The sequence below is a fragment of the Acinetobacter genomosp. 15BJ genome (assembly GCF_000400715.1).
Taxonomy (GTDB): domain Bacteria; phylum Pseudomonadota; class Gammaproteobacteria; order Pseudomonadales; family Moraxellaceae; genus Acinetobacter.
The window spans coordinates 49,659-69,206 of record NZ_KE007345.1 but is presented as its reverse complement, the minus strand read 5'-3'; the positions used below and the strand labels follow the sequence as shown (position 1 = coordinate 69,206).

The 19,548-nt window shown below is 42.9% G+C and carries 14 protein-coding genes, 1 tRNA gene and 1 pseudogene; 8 read left to right on the top strand and 8 right to left on the bottom strand.

The genetic code is table 11. The annotated features are described in order from the left end of the window. Both F896_RS20965 and F896_RS18965 read right to left on the bottom strand, forming a co-directional pair. Window positions 1-470, bottom strand: a pseudogene (locus F896_RS20965) (hypothetical protein); the annotation flags it as partial. Between the two features lie 619 nt (window positions 471-1,089). Continuing rightward, a complete protein-coding gene (locus tag F896_RS18965; RefSeq protein ID WP_016162178.1) occupies window positions 1,090-5,913 on the bottom strand; it encodes a beta strand repeat-containing protein in 4,824 nt (1,607 codons plus the stop codon). A gap of 502 nt (window positions 5,914-6,415) precedes the next feature. Between F896_RS18965 and F896_RS18970 the strand changes: the two genes are divergently transcribed. Continuing rightward, window positions 6,416-6,492 (top strand) — tRNA-Arg (locus F896_RS18970). Between the two features lie 41 nt (window positions 6,493-6,533). Here the strand turns inward: F896_RS18970 and F896_RS18975 are convergent. Then, window positions 6,534-7,832 (bottom strand): SRPBCC family protein, encoded by a 1,299-nt coding sequence (locus tag F896_RS18975; protein WP_016162177.1) that lies wholly within the window; start codon window positions 7,830-7,832, stop codon window positions 6,534-6,536. Window positions 7,833-7,990: 158 nt separating this feature from the next. Then, on the bottom strand, window positions 7,991-8,773 hold the full coding sequence (locus F896_RS18980) for a hypothetical protein (RefSeq protein ID WP_050576699.1): 783 nt from the start codon (window positions 8,771-8,773) through the stop codon (window positions 7,991-7,993). Window positions 8,774-8,937: 164 nt separating this feature from the next. On the opposite strand from F896_RS18980, the gene F896_RS18985 reads away from it, so the two are divergent. Beyond that, window positions 8,938-9,435, top strand: a complete 498-nt coding sequence (locus F896_RS18985) for a YcxB family protein (protein ID WP_016162175.1) — start codon at window positions 8,938-8,940, stop codon at window positions 9,433-9,435. 33 nt (window positions 9,436-9,468) lie between these two features. Continuing rightward, complete coding sequence (locus tag F896_RS18990; protein WP_016162174.1) at window positions 9,469-10,110, top strand: fumarylacetoacetate hydrolase family protein; 642 nt, start codon at window positions 9,469-9,471, stop codon at window positions 10,108-10,110. Window positions 10,111-10,221: 111 nt separating this feature from the next. Here F896_RS18990 and F896_RS18995 read toward each other — a convergent pair whose 3' ends face one another. Then, window positions 10,222-11,022 carry an AraC family transcriptional regulator gene (locus tag F896_RS18995; protein ID WP_016162173.1) on the bottom strand — a complete coding sequence of 267 codons (801 nt, stop codon included), beginning with the start codon at window positions 11,020-11,022 and terminating at the stop codon, window positions 10,222-10,224. Between the two features lie 107 nt (window positions 11,023-11,129). On the opposite strand from F896_RS18995, the gene F896_RS19000 reads away from it, so the two are divergent. Next, the gene (locus tag F896_RS19000; RefSeq protein WP_016162172.1) at window positions 11,130-12,035 is read left to right on the top strand and encodes a DMT family transporter; all 906 of its coding nucleotides are present in this window, start codon (window positions 11,130-11,132) and stop codon (window positions 12,033-12,035) included. Between the two features lie 27 nt (window positions 12,036-12,062). Here F896_RS19000 and F896_RS19005 read toward each other — a convergent pair whose 3' ends face one another. Next, window positions 12,063-13,313 (bottom strand): YihY family inner membrane protein, encoded by a 1,251-nt coding sequence (locus F896_RS19005; RefSeq protein WP_016162171.1) that lies wholly within the window; start codon window positions 13,311-13,313, stop codon window positions 12,063-12,065. A 113-nt stretch (window positions 13,314-13,426) separates the two neighbouring features. Here F896_RS19005 and wrbA point away from each other — a divergent pair, with 113 nt between their 5' ends. Beyond that, complete coding sequence (gene wrbA / locus F896_RS19010) at window positions 13,427-14,026, top strand: NAD(P)H:quinone oxidoreductase (RefSeq protein ID WP_016162170.1); 600 nt, start codon at window positions 13,427-13,429, stop codon at window positions 14,024-14,026. Here wrbA and F896_RS19015 read toward each other — a convergent pair. Further along, window positions 14,023-14,397 (bottom strand): hypothetical protein, encoded by a 375-nt coding sequence (locus F896_RS19015; RefSeq protein ID WP_016162169.1) that lies wholly within the window; start codon window positions 14,395-14,397, stop codon window positions 14,023-14,025. The two genes, wrbA and F896_RS19015, sit on opposite strands and share 4 nt — an antisense overlap. Before the next feature lie 105 nt (window positions 14,398-14,502). After that, window positions 14,503-15,315 (bottom strand): prolipoprotein diacylglyceryl transferase, encoded by an 813-nt coding sequence (gene lgt / locus F896_RS19020; protein WP_016162168.1) that lies wholly within the window; start codon window positions 15,313-15,315, stop codon window positions 14,503-14,505. A gap of 110 nt (window positions 15,316-15,425) precedes the next feature. On the opposite strand from lgt, the gene F896_RS19025 reads away from it, so the two are divergent. The 3 genes from F896_RS19025 (at window position 15,426) to F896_RS19035 (ending at window position 19,499) form a co-directional block, all read left to right on the top strand. After that, a complete protein-coding gene (locus F896_RS19025; RefSeq protein ID WP_016162167.1) occupies window positions 15,426-16,208 on the top strand; it encodes an NRDE family protein in 783 nt (260 codons plus the stop codon). 142 nt (window positions 16,209-16,350) lie between these two features. Beyond that, window positions 16,351-17,943: an alkaline phosphatase gene (locus F896_RS19030; protein ID WP_016162166.1), complete on the top strand. Its 1,593-nt coding sequence runs from the start codon at window positions 16,351-16,353 to the stop codon at window positions 17,941-17,943. 20 nt (window positions 17,944-17,963) lie between these two features. Further along, window positions 17,964-19,499 carry an alkaline phosphatase gene (locus F896_RS19035; protein ID WP_016162165.1) on the top strand — a complete coding sequence of 512 codons (1,536 nt, stop codon included), beginning with the start codon at window positions 17,964-17,966 and terminating at the stop codon, window positions 19,497-19,499. Window positions 19,500-19,548: the final 49 nt, after the last annotated feature.

The window sequence follows — 19,548 nt, the reverse complement described above, 5'->3', positions numbered from 1 at the left end:
GGGCCGCCTTCAGCTCCACCCGTGATGCCACCAATAATTCCTGTTACTGCGCCAAGCGGGCCACCATTTGACCCACCCGTAATACCACCAATAATTCCAGTCACTGCACCAAGGGGACCTCCCTCAGTGCCACCCGTGATTCCTCCAAGGATGCCTGTTACTGCACTGAGTGGATTACCACTTGCTCCGCCAGTAACACCTCCTAGAATACTTGTGACTGTTGAAAGTGGACTACTACTGCCTGTTGCATTCCCCAGAATGCTAGTAATTGAACTTATGGGACTATTGGCTGCTCCGCCTGTGATGCTGCTTACCGTATGGGTTACGGTATTTGTTGAAACGATATTTGTAATTGTAGATAGGGATAAAGGAGCAAGAACTGAACCGCCAACGTGTGATGTAGATGTACTACTATCAACCAAACTTGAAGTAATACTTTTAATGGGTGAAAAAAGACTTTTGAAAAGCATAACGATACCTACTATTTTTAAAGTTGTGTTGTTTTGAGTAATTATTAAATTGCTATGATTTTTTTGTGATTAAAGTCACATTAATCATATTTAGTGTTATATGTGGCAGTTATTTTGTCAATCTGTAACGGGCTAGAATATGATTGTTAAATATGGATTTAAAATGTTGAATTTTAATATATTTATTGGTTGTTAATTTTAACTAAATTTACACTTGTATTTTATTTGAAAGGGTAAGGGGGTTTTTATCATAGTGAGATAAGTTTTATTTATCATATAATTAAAGTGTTATTTCAGTACAATCTATGTCTTGTGAAGAAGGTGCTGGAAAGAAAGTTTTAAAATTTGTTACTCGTTTGCAAAAAAATATTTCTAGTGTTTTTTGGCTTTATTTAATTAATAAAGATCAACATTTTAAATTTTTTCTTAATTAGTTTTTTTAAAATTATAATAAATCTGAAATCGTATTGTTTATGCTGTTATTGACGTGTTATTTAAAAAAACTTACCAATCAAATGTGTCCTCCTTGGAATATTCTTATCTTATTAGTCTGATGAACTCATTAAGCTGTAAAAGAAAAGCCACTGATTACAGTGGCTTTTCTTCGTGTCGCTATATTTTAAAAATGATGAAGTGAGCCGAATAGATGATCGGTTAGGTTTGTTAATGGTGAAGAAACTGAAATGAGATCGGTAATGCTTCCCCCATTTGGATTTGGTTCACCGACAGCAATGCCAGAAGAAGTCGAAAGTGTGCCAGTAATTATGGTAAGAAGACTATCTAGACTGTTACTGCTACCACTATTGTCATAGTTAATATGGATAAGGTTGTTGAGGCCTTCCATAATATTGCCACTCGCGAGATCACCGAGACCATCTTGTAGATTATTGATTGCTGAACTACCACTGCCAATCACCATGTCGATCGGTTGGGCAATACCAGAAAGAATACCATCTCCATTGACACCACCTGTAATGCCACCGATGATGCCAGTGATCGTGCCAAGAGGGCCACCTTCACCACCACTGATACCACCAGTCACAGCACCGATAATGCCACCAACATCAGTAAGATCACCTGCAATATGTTGAACCAGTCCAGAAGCAGCTGAGCCGTTGGTCACGAGTGTGCTAAGTACACCTGTGAGAGAACCCGTAGCACTACCAATATCCGCACTGGCTAAATCAGAAATTGCTTCTAATGTACCGTTTACCGTATCACGTGAAGTTTCAAAGGTGAGGGTGCCTAAATTGGTGAGGTCTGTGATTGGATGAACATCAGGAAGAACACCACTGATTGCACCACCTACAGTGGTGATACCTGTATTGATGATATCTGTTTTCAGGCTTTCAACGCCTTGAAGGACATCGATACCTGTTTGGATGGTGCCTGTGACGGGGTTATTACTTAAATCACCCCCTGTAATACCGCCAATGATGCCAGTGATTGCACCCAGAGGTCCGCCATCACCTCCCGTAATACTACCAATAATATTTGTTATTGGACCTAAAGGACCACCGTCGCCACCGCCAATTCCACCAGTAATCCCCCCGATGATGCTAGTGATTGCGCCTAGAGGACCACCTTCGCCACCAATACCTCCTGTGACGCCAGCAACAATACCTGTCACAGTTCCTAATAAGCCTGTCGCACCTTCACCATCACCAGCGACAATATGAATAAGATTGGTCACAGGGCTCAATGGATTGAACTCACCTTCACCATTTAGACCACTTAAATCAAGCACTGAGATGGCATTGCCTGAGAAGTTGATTGGAATGGTGATTGGCGTCACGATGCTTGCATCGTCACCGTTACCATTGCCGAGACCAAAATTATGATCGCCATTACCAGAACCAATACCACCCAATAGGCCACCAGAACCATTGCCACCACCATTACCATTATTCGTGACATCATTGTCTTGGACATGGTTATTGGTTGTTGTGGATGAATTATTGTGTGAGTTTGCTGTTGCGCTGCCAAATAAAGAAATTGCATTGCCAGATAAATTAATAGGAATTGCAATCGGCGCTACAATGCTGGCATTGTCAGCAATCCCATTGCCTATACCATAATTGTGTTCACCATTCCCGGCACCTACGCCATTGAGTAAACCGCCAAGACCAAGTAGGCCTCCACCAGCACCACCTGTAGCATTGCCACCGCTATTACTATTGTCAGTGGAGTCGTTGTCCTGAACATAGTTATTGGTTGTGGTGGATGAGTTGTTGGTTGAGTTTGCTGTTGCGTTGCCAAAGATTGAGAAGGCATTACCTGATGCATTTACAGGAATTGTGATTGGCATAACCACACTGGCATCATCCGCAATCCCGTTACCAATACCGTAATTGTGTTCGCCATTCCCTGCGGCTACACCATTTAATAGCCCACCCCCAGCTGCATTACCTGAACCAGTTCCATTACCACCAGTATTGCTGTTGTTGATGGTGTCATTGTCTTGGAAATAGTTTGAAGTAGTTGTAGAAGAGTTATTGACTGAGTTTGAAGTGGCATTGCCAAAGATTGAGAAGGCATTGCCTGAGGCATTGATTGGTGTCGTAATTGGTGCAACAACACTGGCATCATCCGCAATCCCATTGCCTATACCATAATTGTGTTCACCATTACCCGCGGCGACTCCATTTAATAAACCACCACCGACACCATTACCTGCTGTGCCACCGACGCCCGTACTGCTGTTGCTATTATTGGTACTATCGTTGTCTTGGAAGATGTTGGTGGTTTTGGTTGAGGAATCATTGACTGAGTTTGAGGTTGCATTACCAAAGATTGAGAGGGCATTGCCTGAACCACTGATTGGGGTTGTGATCGGTGCAACCACGCTGGAATCATTACCGATGCCATTACCAATACCATAGTTGTGATCACCATTACCTGCAGCAGGACCATTAGCCCACCCACCGACACCATTACCTGCAGAACCACCGAGTAGAGCTGTGCCACTATTACTATTGTCAGTGCTGTCATTATCTTCATAATGATTGACGGTCGTTGTTGATGAGTTGTTGACTGAGCTTGTGGTTGAGTCCCCAAATACGGAGAAGGAGTTACCCAAACCACTGAGTGGCGTTGTAATCGGCATCACGATACCGACATCATCACCGTTGCCATTACCAATGCCGTAATTATGTTCGCCGTTGCCTGACCCTACGCCATTGAGCAGACCACCAATGCCATTACCTGAGCTGCCGCCTACACCTGTGCCGCTATTGCTATTGTCCGTACTGTCATTGTCACGCACAATATTGGTAGTGGTGGTCGAAGCATTGTTATGAGATGCATTATTGGCACCGCCCAAGAATGAGACGTCGTTTCCTAAGCCATTGACTGGCATCGTGATTGGTGTGGTTACACCGACATCATCACCGTTGCCATTGCCAATACCGTAATTTTGTTCACCATTTCCAGAACCAATACCACTGAGTAGACCACCAATGCCATTGCCTGCACCGCCTACTCCAGAACCATGATTACTCTGGTCGATATGATCATTGTCTTCGACGATATTGGTGGTATTGGTTGAGCCGTTATTCACAGATGTATTGCCTGTATGAGTCGGATCATTACTGCCAAACCAAGAGACATTGTTGCCCATCGCATTGATTGGGGTGACTATAGGTGAGGTCCAGTCGGCATCATCACCGTTGCCATTGCCGATTCCATAGTTATGTTCGCCATTGCCCGCACTAATTCCATTGAGCAAACCACCGATACCGTTACCTGAACTGCCAGTCGTACTCGTCCCGCTATTGCTATTGTCGGTTGTATCATTGTCTTGAACATGATTGAGTGTTGTTGTTGGAGCAGAGTTGGTGGATGAATTATCACTTCCTCCACCAAATGAATTTCCTAATACATTTAATGGTGTGGTCCATGGGACTGTCACATAGACATCATCCCCATTGCCATTACCAATACCATAGTTTTGTTCACCGTTACCTGCAGCAGGGCCATTGCCCCAACCACCGACACCATTGCCAACACCACCTAGACCTGTGTCATTATTACTGTTGTTGGTTGTATCGTTATCCTGAATAATATTTGACGTTGTTGTTGGTGCGGTATTGGTGGAGTTAACATCGCCACCGCCTAAACCCGTAACTGAGTTACCGAGTACATGTACTGGCGTTGTCCAAGGAACCGTGACACTTGCGTCATCACCGTTGCCATTGCCAATTCCGTAATTGTGTTCGTCATTCCCTGCACTAACTCCATTGAGTAAGCCGCCGAGGCCATTACCCGCACCTCCAACGCCTGTTCCATTGTTACTATTATTGGTGCTGTCATTATCTTGAATGACGTTGGAGGTCGAGGTTGGAGCAGTATTGATTGAGTTAACATCTCCACCACCGATGCCTGCAACTGAGTTACCTAAGGCTTGGAAGGGGGCTGTTATCGGTGTCGTGATGCTTGTATCGTCACCGTTACCATTACCGATGCCATAATTCTGTTCGCCATTACCCGCACCAACGCCATTGAGCCAACCGCCACCACTGCCATTGCCTGCTGCACCAGTGCCGTTGTTGCTATTGTTAACGGTGTCGTTGTCTTGAATCTGCGTAGTCGATGTCGTTGGTGCTGTATTTATAGAGTTAACATCACCACCACCTAAGCCAATAATCGCATTGCCAGCCGCTTGAACAGGTGTAGTCCATGGTACATTGATACCGACATCGTCACCGTTACCATTGCCAATTCCGTAATTATGCTCTCCATTGCCTGCTGCAACACCATTGAGTAGACCACCTGCATTGCCATTACCAGCAGCTCCAGTACCTGTGTTGCTATTATTGGTGCTGTCATTATCTTGAATGAGGGTAGTTGAACTGGTTGGTGTGCTATTGATAGCGTTAACAGCACCACCACCCAATGCACCGATTGAGTTACCTAAAGCTTCAAAAGGCACCGTAACTGGTGTGGTGAGATTCGCGTCATCTCCATTTCCATTACCCACGCCATAGTTGTGATCGCCATTGCCTGCTGCAACACCACTTAATAAACCGCCATTGCTACCATTACCTGCAGCAGTACCAGTATTACTATTGTTGATGCTGTCATTGTCTTGGATGTGAGTCGAAGAAGTTGTCGTGGCCGTATTGATTGAGCTAACGGGTGACGAACCTCCAAGCCAAGGAAAAGAGTTTCCTAATGAATGAAAAGCTGTGGTGAAAGGAAGAGGGACGTTAAGATCTTGGCCATTGCCAACACCGACACCATAGTTTTGATTGCCATTTCCTGTTATTGCACTGAATAAACCATTATTTGAGCCGTTATTGTTGTTGGTGATATTTGTACTTTCGACCACAACATGGTTTGTGGTTGATACCGTGTTTACAGCAGTCGGTACTGCCGTTTGGCTATTACTACTCGAATGAGAAAGAATACCCGGAATTGGTGATAAAATATTTTTAAATAACATGTCGATATACCTATAATTATTGGAGTTTTATTTTAATAAGTCTTAATAATTATGTGACTCCTGTCTCATAATGTGTTTATTAGTATTTATTGCTTATCTATTTAAAGTCAATATTGTGCTTTGTATCATATTTTTAAACAGCTATAAAAATACGATAAAACAAAGAGATGTATTTTTTAATTATCACTGATTTATCGTTCTAATTTGGAATGCGATTTTTTTTAATTCTTTATCAAAAATTTATAATCAATAAAAATATAAAATGACTCAAACATAATTTATTTAAAGTTTAATCATTCACTTAGCGAATAATAAATGTTTGTGTCCGATTGAGGGTTATGCAGAATTGGCAGTGGGTATGAACCACTTATCTCACTGTAATCATGGGTTGAATCATGCTGGAATGACCAATCAGTGCTGAATCTATAGACAGTTGATCATGATCTTGTGAAAAAGGTCTTATCATTTGGGGAAAAGTGCGTATAATGCCCCCATCAAATATGCGCTCATAGCTCAGCTGGATAGAGCACTTGGCTACGAACTAAGGGGTCGGGAGTTCGAATCTCTCTGAGCGCACCAATTTGAAAAAAGAAACCGCTTAATTGCGGTTTTTTTGTGTCTCAAGTTTTTGCTTTAATTTTTTGTACAAATACGGCATTGCCACCTACAGCAGGGAGTACATCATGATAAGGCAGGCTTCGCATTGCCCTTAATAAGAATGGGGCTTTCTCATCGATTTTCATTGCACTGGTCATGGTCAATAACGTTCCTTGATTAAGTGAACTCAACTGCATTTTTCCTTTAATAAAACGTAGGTCACCGCCATTGGCATAAAAATTATTTTCATCTGCCTGCGGATAACTAAAACGTAATTTAAATGCGAACGGTATATTGATGACACCAAGGCCAACATTGACTTTAATATCTGCATCCTGCCCTTGATTTTGAATAGGAGAGGTGATTACTTTTTTAATCTGCCGAGGAAATAGCTCTTGGTAGGCCAATGGACTCAGCCATTTTTGTAAGGGTTGAGTTGGTTGTTTATAAAATTGATAGGTGGTGGTAAAACGCATGGATTCTCGACCATGGGTATACAACATACTGGTCGGTGCATGAAGGATACTGACAGGTTGCTGAGCGGATTGAATCAATTGTGTGATTTTATTGAGTTGAGCTGCATTCAACTGCGGATTCGGCATTTGTCCTGCATTGAGTGGCTTAAGATTGGATTGAATAAAACGGGTTCTTAAGGATTCTAAAATAAACGCATTGCTGCTGCTTGGAATTCCGAGTTTCACCTCAGGAATCGCATTGAGAATTTTCTTAAAAATAAATCCTTTGGGCTGATTCAAATCGCCCCATTGGGTCAAGGTGATTAAGGTGCGATTCTCGTCCAGTGCAAACCATTCAAATTTACCGACGCCATAGGGAATCGGTGCATCAATCACCAAGCTGGCAATACTATTCGGCTTGATCTGATGTTGCAGGGTGACGTCTTCATTAAAGTTGAGTACGGGAATTGGGGTCGGAATCGAGACCTGATATTTCATTTGTACCGTATTGCCTGATTGCTCTAATGTCTTCGCCGATTTGAGGGTTGGGAATAATCCGACATAGTGGTTGAAATCGGTCAGTGTTTTGGCCACTTGCTGTGCATTGACGGGTACAATGATCGCGGCTGAATTAAAGCTGACATTGGGCTGAGGATTGCTTTTCAGTGTAGGAACGGCTGTTTTGGTTGCAGGATGACCGTAAATAAAAATATTGTTTTGGGTATAACTGGCCAAGAGTTGCGGATTGTTTTGAAATGGTTGTAGGGCACTCGGAATATTGTCCGTCCAAGGCAAGATTTGTGCAAAACAGCTTTGTGTGAGCCCCAATAAAACACAGGGCAAGATTAGACGATTCAAATAAGCCATCACATTCCTTTGATTTTTATCCGTGATTTCATCCAATGAGCTGATCCTTCTCACTAGAGTGATCAATACTGCTTATTAATAAAATTTTTTATGCATGAAAAATAGTCGTATTGTGTAAAACCCGCTCAAGTGGCTGACTGAAGCGGGGTAGGAAAAGTTTATTGTTCAGCCATTAAGCTTTTACGACGGTAAACAAACAAGATGGCACCCAGTGGCAATGCAATTTGCAAGATAATTGGACTATAGACCGTTTGCTGGAAGTAGCCCGCACCTAAGACCAAGAAGCTCAGCATTTGAAAAGCGTAACTGCCATCGGTCCAATTCAGTGAAAATTGCATAAAGCCAAAGCTAATAAAAATTAACCACACCCATTTTCGTTTTTGCATGGGGGTTCTTAGGCATAGGATAAAGGCATAAATGCAAAATAGCGGAATCGCAATCGCAAGGATAAACACGACATAATGTAGTAGGCTTTTTCCTGCAAATGTAAAGCCATGCATGGCTTGGGCAGAATGGTCAATCGGTTCAACATGAATGCCGATAATACGGATTTGATCGGACTGTTTACTGAGTGCGATTTTATTCATCAGCCAATGATCTGCAAATTCATATTCAAAGGTTAATTGATAAGTGACGACATCTTTAAATAAGCTTTTATTGGCTGCAATTAACTTGATATTTTTAACGGGCTCAGCAGGAAATAAGCCTGCCATTTGGATCAAGGTGCTATGGGTTGATTCATCTTGGAGTTCTGGGCTGAGATATTTCTCAACGGCTGCATAGTTTTTGTTGCTGAGTTGATTAAACATATCTTCAGCAAAAGCCTTTTCTTGTGGCGGTACAATCTTTTCAAGGAATGATTGTTGGCTACAGGCGCTGAGCGTGATCAAAAGACCTAAAATAAACAGTAACGATTTGAACTGTTGTGGCATCATTTTCATACTGTTAAATTCATCGATAAAATTAAATTGATATAAAAGGGCGAGCCCAAAAGAGAGAAAACATCACATTTAAATTTTGTATTAAATCGCAATAAATGTGATTTCCCATTAAATCATTTATGTTCTAATAGGTCAGTTTTTTTTCAAATGTTAGAAATCTAAAAATGTCTGAACAACGTCCAAGTGTATCGGTGCGCTATTATTTGAATTTAGAAGAATCACAAGATGGTTTTGCTTTGGTCACTTTTGGCAAAAAAACCTTTAGCCGCTTTTTAACCCCAGTGATCAGTATTGCAATCATTCTGTGGGGAATCTATTTAGGTTTTTCTGGCGTTGGGCGTTATTACGTTGCACTGGGTGCTTTTTTTCTGGTGATGCAAGCAGTTATGCGCTATTGGTTGTTGCCAATGTTGTTTAAGCGCCAATTTGTACGCTATCAGTTTGGTAAAAGTGAACAGGGCATTGACCTTTATCAAGATCACTTTGAACTGTATGCAGCAGGCAAAAAACAAAGTGCACTGTATGCCGAAGTTCAATCGTTTGCGATTGGCAAGTTAACTTATATGTTAGAACTGAAAAGCCACACTGTGGTGATCGTACCAAAACGTGCATTTATCGATTCAGCAGATCAAACAAAATTCGAAAATAGTTTTAAGAAGTAACTTTATCGACGGTTGAAAGAACAAGGAGTTTTCATGAGTACACGTCCTTCAAAAATTGTTTGTGTGGGTCGAAATTATGCCGAACATGCCAAGGAATTGGGTAATGCCATTCCTGATCGCGCGTTGCTCTTTATCAAACCACCTAGCAGTCTTGGTTCTTTGACACAAGGTGTGAGCTGGAATCAAGAATTGGGTGAGTGCCATTATGAATGCGAAATTTGTTTGCAAATCGCACATCCATTATCACAAGAAACTGATCCAGCCAAAGCCTTGGAGGCGATTGGTGCAGTCACTTTAGGTCTGGACTTGACTCTGCGTGATTTACAGAGCGATTTAAAATCCAAAGGTGAGCCGTGGGAACGTGCCAAAGCCTTTGACGGTGCTTGTATTTTGGCGGACTGGATTGAAGCAGACGAAATTGGTGACTTGCAAGAGCTAGAGCTGATTTTGAATATCAATGGTGTAGACCGTCAGCACGGTTTTACCAAAGATATGATCTTCGATATTGGAACTCTACTTGTTGAGATTAATCAATCTTTTAGTCTAGAAGCAGGTGATGTGATCATGACGGGAACACCAGCAGGTGTTGGTGCTTTACGTGCTAATGATCAATTGACCATGAAATTGATTACTCAGTCTGGCGAATATGACTGGGATACTTTTGTCAAAGCCTAAGTTGCAATGAAATAAAGAGGATGGTGCTGTGATTGATATCAGCGCCATTTTTTATATCTGAAAGCATGATTTTCCGTTGAGTCCAATCTTCGTTAAGGTGTTGATAGCAACTTAACTGCCTTGATACAGTTTTCGGAATTGGTCAGGGGTGAAATGCATCCAGCGTTTAAACATATAAATAAAAGCCGATGAGCTGGCATAACCTAAATCTAGCGCAATATTTTCAATAGTCTTGCCCTGATTTAACATCGACATCGCTTTCATCACTTTTAAACGTTGCCGCCATTCATGCAATGACATTCCTAACTCTTTTTGGCTATAACGGGCAAGGGTGCGTTCAGTCATATTGATCATCTGTGCAAGCTGTTCCAATGTGCTGTTATCCGCAGGAAATTCATGTAAATGCGTCAATATTTTCGCCAGTGCCGGATGCTCGGTAGTCGGTAGATAACTGCCGACCAATTCTGCATGAGTCAGTGAATCGAGCAAAACTTGAAGCAAGCGTAAATATTCTGGATCCTGTTCCGCAAAGGGATGTTTACGAATATGTTCGAGCAGTGCAGAGACCAAGGGTGCAGACAATAAGATACCAGCCTGCTGCGGCATATTGTGGCAGAGTGATTCATGCACGTATAAGGTGCAATGCGTGACCTCATTGCGATTGATGCCACTATGTTGTAAATGCGGTGGCAACCAAATCCCATAAGGCGGTGGGGTTAAATAATGAATTTGCTCAATATTAACTTCTAAAACGCCATCAAAGGCATAGATAAATTCACCCCATGCATGGGCATGTTTGGGATAAAAAGTCTCCGCAGGTGCATCACGGATCTGTAGCCATAATGGCGCTGGAATCTCATTGTAGGTCGGGATGGCCTGAAAATCTTGAATCCTTTGTGCTGATTTTTTCATAACATGAGAATTGCCTGAAAACACGCATCTATTGTCGTATTTTCACTATATCATGAAAATACGACAGTCTTATATTGGTGCTCAAACCATAAAATCAGGAGCGCGCAATGGATGAGCGTAAAGCATTAGATGCAACCGCATCAGGTCTAATGATCGTACTGTGTATGATTTGGGGACTACAACAAGTCATTTTAAAAATGGCAGCGCCTGATATTTCGCCCTTAATGCAAATCGCGTTGCGTTCTGGCCTTGCCGCCATACTCCTTCTACCCTTACTTTACTTCGATAAAACCAGTCAGCTTTTTAATCGCCAGAATTTGAAAGCGGGTGCGTTGGTCGCCTTTTTATTTTCTTTAGAGTTTTTTTTATTGGCACAAGCTTTACAGCTGACCTCAGCTTCACATGCAGTGGTACTGCTGTATACAGCACCGATTTTTGTGGCCTTGGGTTTACATTGGAAACTTCCTTCAGAGCGTCTCAGCCTGTTGCAATGGACAGGTATCGGGATTGCCTTTTTAGGGATCGTGGTGACGTTCTTACGTACTAACTCAGGCGCATCGATTGCGGATCGGCAGATGTTGTGGGGGGATTTACTGGCTTTGGCGGGGAGTATTGCTTGGGCTGCAACTACCATTACCGTACGTTTATCGTCGCTTGCGCAAGCTGCGGTGACTCAAACGCTGTTTTATCAATTGGCGGGTAGTTTTGTACTGTTGTTTGGCGCGGCTCTGGTTCTTGGGCAAGCCACGATTCATTTCACTCCATTGGTGATGGGTAGTTTAGCTTTTCATACTTTGGTGGTTTCTTTCGCCAGTTTCTTGGCGTGGTTCTGGTTGCTACGAAATTATTTAGCTTCCCGTCTGGGCGTCTTTTCCTTCCTGACCCCCTTATTCGGGATGGCTTTTGGTGTCTGGTTATTGGGTGAAAAAATTGAGCTGAACTTTGTGATTGGTTCTGCGTTAGTCTTGCTTGGCATTGTAGTGGTGAGTTTACAGGGCTGGTTAAGGAAATAAAAAAAGACCTCGCAAGAGGTCTTTTAGTTACTTCTGTTCAAACAGGGTAGACAATGGAATGGACAGCTTGGCTGCTAAATAATCATTACTTTCAACCAAGGAAGGGCCGAGTCGCTCCATCCATTCATCGTCCTGATGGATATGCTCAACATCGGGACGTAATGGTAGTGGATAAGGTAGAGCGGTGAAGAAGCTCCAGAAATCCACCTGAGCCAGATTACGGACCAAGACATATTCATCTTTATCCGTTCGCATAATCAGGTTTTGGGCTTCGAGTTGTAAGATAAAAGACGGTAAGCGGCCGAGTTCACCACGCCCAATAATATTTAATAGCTCTTTTTCGCTGACACTTTGTCCGATTTGCTGTTTTTTATAAAATAACTCCAGTATATCCAGCATCATTAAAATCGGGTGACGCTTTTGTTCTTTACCTGAATGAAAGGCGGTGAGCGCATAACTGATTTCCACGCCTAATAAGATGATGTTCCATGATAAATAAATCCATAACAGGAAAATTGGAACAGCAGCAAAAGCACCATACACGATTTCATAGCTGGTGAAGTTACTCATCACCCAACCAAAAAAACGCTTTAAAACTTCAAAGATGGTTGCACTAAAGCAGGCCGCAATGAATGCTGAAAAGACAGGGACAATACGATTCGGTATGGTCCAATATAAAATAAAGAAGCCGACAATGGTCAATAAAAATGAGATCAACCACAGAATAAAAGAGCCATCCAGTTGATAACCCGCAAAGTTATTACTCAGTACATTAATAGAGGCGACGGTCGAAGACAGTACGAAGGCACTGCCCAATACAATTGGCCCGAGAGAAATAATGGTCCAATAACGCATAAAACCGACTAAGCCAGTGCGTGTCTCCTTCACTCGCCAAATCCGGTTAAATACATTCTCAATTGATGTCAGCATCAGCACCGTGGTGACAAACAGGAACAGCACACCAATGATGGTCAGGTTACTGGATTTTTCGGTAAAGGCATTTAAGGCTTTATCAAAAGCAATGGTACTTTTCGGTAGAAAGTTACTATAGATCAACTGTTGTAGTTGCTGTCTGGCGGGTTCTAAAGCTTTAATCGAGGAGATAATCACTAAAAAAACCGTCAGCATCGGAACCACTGCAAACAGGGTGGTATAGGTTAAACCACCTGCCTGTTCCCGACAGCGATCTGCTTCAAAGCGTCTTAACACAAACACAATAAATTGAAACCATGTTTCCTCTAAAAAAGGTAGTTTTTTTAGATAACGATTTAAGATCATGGGTTCTATCCTAGTTATTTTTAATAAAAATCCTGCGCAATCTCAGGATTTACTACAGCTTAAAAAGTAAAAAATGTCGTATAGTGTCCTTTTTAACAAAATTCTTGAAAGTGATGCAACCTTACGTTCTTGTTCTTTATTACAGTAAATATGGTTCAACTCAGCAAATGGCGCATCTGATTGTCGATGGAATTGAAGCTGCAGGGGTGACGGCACGCATTCGAACGGTGCCGAATTTAGCCACAGTCGTGACTGAAGCGGCACCGAGTATTCCAGCAGATGGCGACATTTATTGCACTTTAGAAGATCTCAGCCATTGTTCGGGTTTGGCCTTGGGTTCGCCAACGCGTTTCGGCAATATGGCCAGTGAGATGAAATACTTTTGGGATCAAACCACCAGCCTATGGTTGAATGGTGCTTTGCATCATAAACCTGCTTGTGTGTTTACGTCTTCTGGTTCGATGCATGGTGGGCAGGAAAGTACCTTGTTGAGCATGTTACCGCCGTTATTTCATCATGGAATGATGATTATGGGACTACCCAATTCGATTCCAGCCTTGTCCAATACCAAAACCGGTGGAACACCGTATGGTGCTAGTCATGTGAGCGGGCCACGTCATGATCAGAGCTTAAGCCAAGATGAGAAAATCTTGTGTGAAGCACAAGGCAAGCGTTTAGGTGAAGTGGTGAAAGCGTTGGCTGGAAAATTTTAACTCAGCGAAAGTCGATATTGCCGCCCAGTTGCGACCATTCTCCAGAAAGTAAGATTGTCAGTTGGATAGGGAATTGGAGCTAAGGCAGGATTCTGTAGCTGTATTTTTTCTGCACTTTGCTGGTCTGAGATAAAAATTGCATAGAGATAATCCAGTAGATCAACTGGGTTAAACACCTGTTTATAAGCATCCTGTAATTCGGCGTTTTGGTTGGCGAAACACACCCGATGCGACTCATTGTCGTTGATGAAACTGAGTCCAAGTGATTTTTCGATTTGGCTGACCAGCTGCTGATTGAACTGAAGGGGAGAGAGGCTAAGAACCAGCTCATGTACTTTAAAGCGGGCGAGATGCTGACGTTGTTGCTGCATCGACTCTCTCCTGAATGGAATAGAATCAATATACGCTGTTTCTGAAAGATTGATAAATAGCTTAAATCATCGGCCTAAAAAAGGGAGCATTTGCTCCCATTTTTATTATTTCTTTAACTGCCAGTCATAGATGTTTTTACGGTAAGCGTACCAGATCATCCACAGACCAATAATAATCATTGGGAAGCTGAGAATCTGACCTTTGGTCATCCAGCCAAATAAAATGTAGCCTTGGTCTGCATCGGGTTCGCGGAAGAATTCCATAAAGAAGCGTGCAATACCATAGCCGACAAGGAATAGAGCTGAAACGGCCATACGTGGGCGAGGCTTAGAACTGAACCACCATAGCACGATAAAGAGGATCAAGCCTTCGCAGATGGCTTGATAGATTTGTGAGGGATGGCGCACCAAACCCAGTGGATCTGTTGGGAAAATCATGCCGAAGGGATAGCTTGGGTCTTGTACTGGACGGCCATACAGTTCACCGCCAATAAAGTTACCAAAACGTCCAAACATTAAGCCAGTTGGCACACATGGCGCAATAAAGTCCAAGGTTTGGAACCATGTTTTTTGGTATTTTTTACACCAAAACAGCATCGCAATGATGACACCGAGGAAGCCACCGTGGAAGCTCATGCCGCCGGTCCAGACCTGGAATAACCACAATGGATTTTCTAAAAATTTACCAAATTCGTAGAACAACACATAGCCGACACGACCACCGAGCACAACACCCAATGCACCGTAGAAGACCAGATCTGACACCATGTCGCCTGTCCAGCCATCACGTTGTTTAGCGCGATACGATGCTAAACCCCATGCACATAGAAAAGCCAGAAGATACATCAGCCCGTACCAGTGCACTTTGACTGGTCCTAAGCTCAGCGCAACTGGATCAATATTTGGATAGGTCAGCATCGCTGCTCCTCAATTTTATATTTTGAGCAGATTGTAGCGGAATGATGTGAAAAATGTTGTACATTCAATGTGAAAGATCAATGTCCCAAAACGTGGGAGAAAAAGGACTTATGTGTATTGTCGCTTTTGCATGGCAGGTGTTGGATGAAATGCCGCTGTGTTTAATTTCAAATCGGGATGAGTTTTATCATCGACCAAGTGCTGCCTTGCATGCATGGCAAAACAGTAACATTGTTGCGGGACAGGATTTGCAATCGGGAGGGACTTGGATGGGCGTGACAGCATCAGGGCGTTGGGCCATTGTCACCAATTTCCGTAATGGTCGCGATCAAAAAAGTTATACGACTTCTCGAGGACATCTGATTCAATCTTTTTTAGAAAGTGATTTAGCTCCGATTCGTTTTGCTCAGCAATTAGAACAACAGCAACAGGATTATGCGGGCTTTAATTTGTTTGTCGGTGATACAGAACAAGCTGTTTATATGAGTAACCGAGGTGAAGCCCCACAAGTACTCGCCAATGGCGTTTATGTAGTCTCAAATGGATTAATGTCAGAAGATTGGGAGAAAACCAGACATTTGCGTAAACGCTTTACCCAAGAATTTTTACCGATGTTGCAACAACCACAAATTGCTGGATCAGCGATCGATGCCGTCGCTTGGGATATTTTGGAAGATGAGCGTAAAGTCATCGCCAACCTGTTGCCTGATACAGGAATCAATCCAGAGATGGAAGCCTTATTGTCATCCACTTTTATTCAAAGTCCAATCTATGGGACACGATGCTCTAATTTTTTAAGATTGACGGACACAGAATGGCAATGGCTGGAGAAATCTCAACAGGGCGAGCAGCAGGGACAGGTGATTGATCTACACGTCAATTTGAATCTTTAGGTTGATATGTTATAACATAATTGTCTATATAAAACAACAAGATGAAATAATACTGTCATCAAGATGACATAAAAGGGTCACCCAGCATTGTTATGGTGTAGCCAATCAAGTTACGTCCAAACAATACATCTGGGGATATTCTATGTTCTTATCGAAGACGAGCTTTTCCAAAAAGCTATTGGCGGTCAGTTTAATGGCAGTCTTATCAGCTGGAATGACTGCTTGTAACAATAGTGATAATAATGACGAAACAGAAGTACCAAAAACACCAACTGCAAAAAATGTAATTTTCTTTTTAGGCGATGGTATGGGGATTACCACCTTAACTGCATCGCGTATTTATTCTGTTGGCGAGGATGGTGATTTGACCATTGATACGCTCCCAGAAACCGCATTTGTTCGTACCTTTTCAGAAGATGGCCAAGTGACAGACAGTGCGCCATCTATGGCAGCCTATATGACTGGCGTGAAAATGAACAATGAAGTCATTTCTATGCAGTCAGGTACCATCGCATCACCACCTAAAGCAGACGGCACCAGTACCTGTGACGATGTTGCAGCCAATAAAGGCAAGAAACCAGCAGAAACATTGCTTGAACTTGCTAAAGCGCAAGGCATGGGCACTGGGCTTGTCACCACAACCCGTATCACGCATGCAACACCTGCCACCACTTATGCACATGTATGTCATCGTGATGCTGAGAATGATATTGCAGCGCAATTGGTTCCAGCTGGTAAAGGTACAGGATGGGGCGCGTATAACACTAAATTAAACGATGGTGTGGATGTGGTCTTGGGTGGTGGCTTACGTCAGTTTAAACCAACAACGGTATCTGGTGGTAAACGGGCTGATGGTCGTGATCTGGTTAAAGAAATGCAAGATCAGGGCTATAGTTTTGTTGCGAATGGTAGTGACTTGACTAAAATCGATCCGACCAAAACCAAGAAGTTATTAGGCTTATTTAATGCCAGCCATATGAACTATGACTTGGATCGTACCAATAAGAAAATTGATGAGCCAAGTCTTGCCGATATGACCACCAAGGCGATTGATGTTTTACAAGCGAAAAATAAAAGCTTCTTCTTGATGGTTGAAGGTGGACGTATTGACCATGCACTGCATGACACCAATGCGAAACGTGCCTTACAAGACACAGTTGCTTTTGATAATGCGATTAAAGCCGCGATTGATAAAGTTAAAAAAACCGATCCTGAACTCAAGAATACATTGATCGTAGTGACCGCTGACCATGACCACACCATGGTCTTGAATGGCTATGCGAAACGTACAGGTAAGTATGTGAAGGGTGGTGAGACCAGTGTCCTCGGTCTAGTGAAAAGCTATAACAAAGCTGGATATTCTACCGATGTAAATGGTAACCCATACCCAATTATTGGTTTTGGTACAGGTAAAAAACGTTTAGAGAATGATCGTATCGAAGCACGTGGGGCTTTGGCCGATAACGACAGTTGTAATCCAGCCGCAGGTCCAGCCGGTAAATTTACTGACAGTCGTGGGACTGATATTGATAAAGAAGGTTGGTGTACAGGTACAGCTTCCGATGACTTCCAGCAAGAAGCTGTGGTGCAAACAGGTTTTGCGGATAGTGAAACACATGGTGGTACCGATGTCTTCCTTGGTGCAATCGGTGTGGGTTCAGACAACTTCCACGGTAGCCTCGAAAATATCGAAGTATTTAACCTAGTTCGCAAAGCCATTGGCCTAGATAAATAACAACAGACTGGAGAACGATGATGTTAAAACAAATTAAATTAGGTCAGTTTGGTATGAAAGCATCTGCTTTAACTGTTGCATTAGTTGCCGCAAGTACTGGCGCACAAGCTGCGGGTGAAGCCAAGAATATCATTTTCTTCTTGGGTGATGGGATGGGGCCAACCACGGTAACTGCAAGCCGTATTTATGGTTATGGTGAATCTGGCAAACTAACCATGGACACTTTACGCCGTACCGTACGCATCAAGACCTATTCGGAAGATGGTCAAACCACTGATAGCGCGCCTTCGATGGCAGCATATATGACCGGCAAGAAAACCCGTAATGAAGTGATTGGAATGACACCGGGGACGATCGCGGTTGAACCAAGTGCCGGTACAGCACCAGATGGTACCAAAGTATCTAATGCCATCAATAATTGTCCAACACCAGGTTCGAGTGTGGCTGCGGGCAGCCCCGCAGAAACGATTCTGGAACTTGCCAAAGCTAATGGCAAAAAAGTGGGCGCGATTACCACCACAGAATTGACCCATGCAACGCCGGCTGCGACCTTTGCTCATGTGTGTAATCGTAATGCGCAGTTTGAGATTGCGCGTCAGGTGATTCCTGGTGGTGCAGGTTATAATACAAAACTGTTAGATGGCGTTGATGTATTGATGGGTGGCGGGCGCAATCATTTCACCCCTTATAATGCGACTGACAATAAAAAGGGTCGTGTTGATGGGCGTAACTTACTGAATGAATTAAAAGCTAAAAACTACACCGTAGGTGCAACCAAAGCAGAGATGGATGCAGCGCCACTGAATAAAAAATATATTGGTCTTTATTCTGCAACCTCACATCTGGAATACGACCTAGACCGAGCGCGAACAGCGCCAAACCAACCAAGTTTGGCTGAAATGACCGCGAAATCAATTGACTTGCTACAAGCACAAGATACTGCGGGTAAAGGCTTTTTCTTGATGGTGGAAGGTGGACGTATTGACCATGCCCTACATGGCACCAATGCCAAACGCGCATTGCAAGACACCATTGCTTTTGATAATGCGATTAAGACTGCATTGGATAAAATCAAGAAAACTGATCCTGAGTTGAAGAATACCCTGATCGTGGTGACCGCTGACCATGACCATACCATGACCTTTAATGGCTATACCGCGCGTACAGGAAAAACCACAACTGCCAATCCGGGTATTTTGGGTTTGAGCTATAGCTATCAAGAAGCCAAAGCGACCGATGCGCGCACGCGAGTATTGGCTGATGGTAAGAAGCATGCACCGAATCTGGATGTCAATGGTAAAACCTCAACCACCTTAGTATTTGGTAATGGTGGTGGACCGCGTCCAACATCGCGCATCGACATTACTGACAATGAAGCGGCGGCAGATGATTATTTACAAGAAGTTGGTGTAAAACTCGGCAGCCCCGGCTCTGAAACGCATGGTGGCGGTGATGTACTGCTATTTGCAGAAGGCGCGGGTTCACAAGTATTTAAAGGTACACGTGAAAATGCATGGGTATTCAGCAAATTAAAAGAAGCATTCGGATTTAAATAAATGCTTTATTGAAGATTTTCATCATATTGCAAACAACCTCAGTCACTAT

Excerpts from the sequence above, each read along its gene's own strand:
- F896_RS19015 (WP_016162169.1), bottom strand. The coding sequence starts at position 14,397 with ATGCAGCAACAACGTCAGCATCTCGCCCGCTTTAAAGTACATGAGCTG.
- F896_RS19035 (WP_016162165.1), top strand. The coding sequence starts at position 17,964 with ATGTTAAAACAAATTAAATTAGGTCAGTTTGGTATGAAAGCATCTGCT.
- F896_RS18965 (WP_016162178.1), bottom strand. The coding sequence starts at position 5,913 with ATGTTATTTAAAAATATTTTATCACCAATTCCGGGTATTCTTTCTCAT.
- F896_RS19005 (WP_016162171.1), bottom strand. The coding sequence starts at position 13,313 with ATGATCTTAAATCGTTATCTAAAAAAACTACCTTTTTTAGAGGAAACA.
- F896_RS18990 (WP_016162174.1), top strand. The coding sequence starts at position 9,469 with ATGAGTACACGTCCTTCAAAAATTGTTTGTGTGGGTCGAAATTATGCC.
- F896_RS18995 (WP_016162173.1), bottom strand. The coding sequence starts at position 11,022 with ATGAAAAAATCAGCACAAAGGATTCAAGATTTTCAGGCCATCCCGACC.
- F896_RS18985 (WP_016162175.1), top strand. The coding sequence starts at position 8,938 with ATGTCTGAACAACGTCCAAGTGTATCGGTGCGCTATTATTTGAATTTA.
- F896_RS19030 (WP_016162166.1), top strand. The coding sequence starts at position 16,351 with ATGTTCTTATCGAAGACGAGCTTTTCCAAAAAGCTATTGGCGGTCAGT.
- wrbA (WP_016162170.1), top strand. The coding sequence starts at position 13,427 with ATGCAACCTTACGTTCTTGTTCTTTATTACAGTAAATATGGTTCAACT.
- F896_RS19000 (WP_016162172.1), top strand. The coding sequence starts at position 11,130 with ATGGATGAGCGTAAAGCATTAGATGCAACCGCATCAGGTCTAATGATC.
- lgt (WP_016162168.1), bottom strand. The coding sequence starts at position 15,315 with ATGCTGACCTATCCAAATATTGATCCAGTTGCGCTGAGCTTAGGACCA.
- F896_RS18980 (WP_050576699.1), bottom strand. The coding sequence starts at position 8,773 with ATGAAAATGATGCCACAACAGTTCAAATCGTTACTGTTTATTTTAGGT.
- F896_RS18975 (WP_016162177.1), bottom strand. The coding sequence starts at position 7,832 with ATGGCTTATTTGAATCGTCTAATCTTGCCCTGTGTTTTATTGGGGCTC.
- F896_RS19025 (WP_016162167.1), top strand. The coding sequence starts at position 15,426 with ATGTGTATTGTCGCTTTTGCATGGCAGGTGTTGGATGAAATGCCGCTG.